General features: G+C 59.4%; 1 protein-coding gene. It reads left to right on the top strand.

The genetic code is table 11. The features are described from left to right. A partial coding sequence (locus ACF8EF_RS21545) for an immunoglobulin-like domain-containing protein (protein WP_392529344.1) occupies positions 1-1,430 on the top strand: 1,430 nt, incomplete at both ends.

A 1,430-nucleotide genomic window follows, 5' to 3' on the forward strand; every position in this document is an offset into this window, starting at 1 on the left:
GTCACCATCGAGAACGCCACGGGTGGCAACTTCGAGCAACTGACCCCGAATCCGACCCCTGCTCAGACCACGATCAACGACTCGGTCGATACCACCACTGCGACTCTGACGGCGAGCCCATCGGTCACCGAAGGCGGCGTGATTACCTATACCGTGACCCTGAGCAATCCTGCCCAGACTCCGGTAACCGTGACCCTGTCCAACGGCCAGGTCATCACCGTTGAAGCGGGCAAGACCCAAGGCAGCGTCGACTTCCAGACCCCGGCCAATGACGTCTACAACAACGGTTCGACTGTCAGCGTCACCATCGAGAACGCCACGGGCGGCAACTTCGAGCAACTGACCCCGAATCCGACTCCAGCCTCGACTGTCATCAATGACAGCATCGATACCGTCACCGTAAGTATTCTCAGCAATGGAAATGTGACCGAAGACCAGCAACCTTCCTTTACTGTGAAAGTTAGCCAGGCGCTGGACCGTCCGTTGACCGTAACCCTGTCGAACGGCGACACCGTGACGATCGAAGCCGGTAAGACCGAAGTCGAGTACAAGACCTCGGTTCAGGGCGATGACGTCTATCTTGATGCAGGCTCCATCACACTCAGTGTTATCGACGCTACAGTTCCGGGTACCACTTTCGAGAAGCTGGCCTTGGGTGGCCCGGCTACCGTTGAGATCTCGGACACTATCAGTGAGGTGGTGGCCAAGTTGACCGCCACCCCTTCGGTGACCGAAGGCGGCGAGATCACCTACACCATCACGCTGACCAACAAAGACGGTCTGCCGATCAACAACCACTCGGAGCTGTACTTCAAGCTGACCGACGGCACTACTGTCGTCGTGGCAGCCAACAGCACCACCGGTTCGGCCACTGCGACCGCGCCGGATAACGTCTACGTCGGAGCTAACCAGCCGGTGGTCAATGCCATCGACGCGGTCAGCGGCGCAGATGCGTGGAAGTTCGAAAACCTGAACCTGGACAAGACCCCGGTCAGCACCGAGGTAACCGACGAGCCAGGCACCCCAGGCAACCCGGGCGGCAACAACGAAGGCGACCTGGTCAAGGTCACCATCACTGCCGACCAGACCTCGGTAGCCGAGAACGTCAAACCGACGTTCACCGTGCACATCAATACCGCCTTGGCTCACGATCTGGTCGTGACCCTGAGCAACAACGCTCAGGTCACCATCAAGGCTGGCGACACCAGCGCGCCGTACACCCACGACGCACAAGGTGATGACGTCTATCAGGACGCTGGCCAGATCAGCCTGGGTATCAATTCGGCGGAGGACGCCACTGGTGCGACCTTCGAAAACCTGGAACTGGGCGATGCCGCTTCGGTTCAAGTCACCGACACCCTCGACGAAGTGGTGGCGAAGCTGACTGCGACCCCTTCGGTCACCGAAGGTGGCGAGATCACCTACACCAT

It is taken from the genome of Pseudomonas sp. zjy_15, assembly GCF_043101865.1.
GTDB classification, from domain to species: domain Bacteria; phylum Pseudomonadota; class Gammaproteobacteria; order Pseudomonadales; family Pseudomonadaceae; genus Aquipseudomonas; species Aquipseudomonas putida_Y.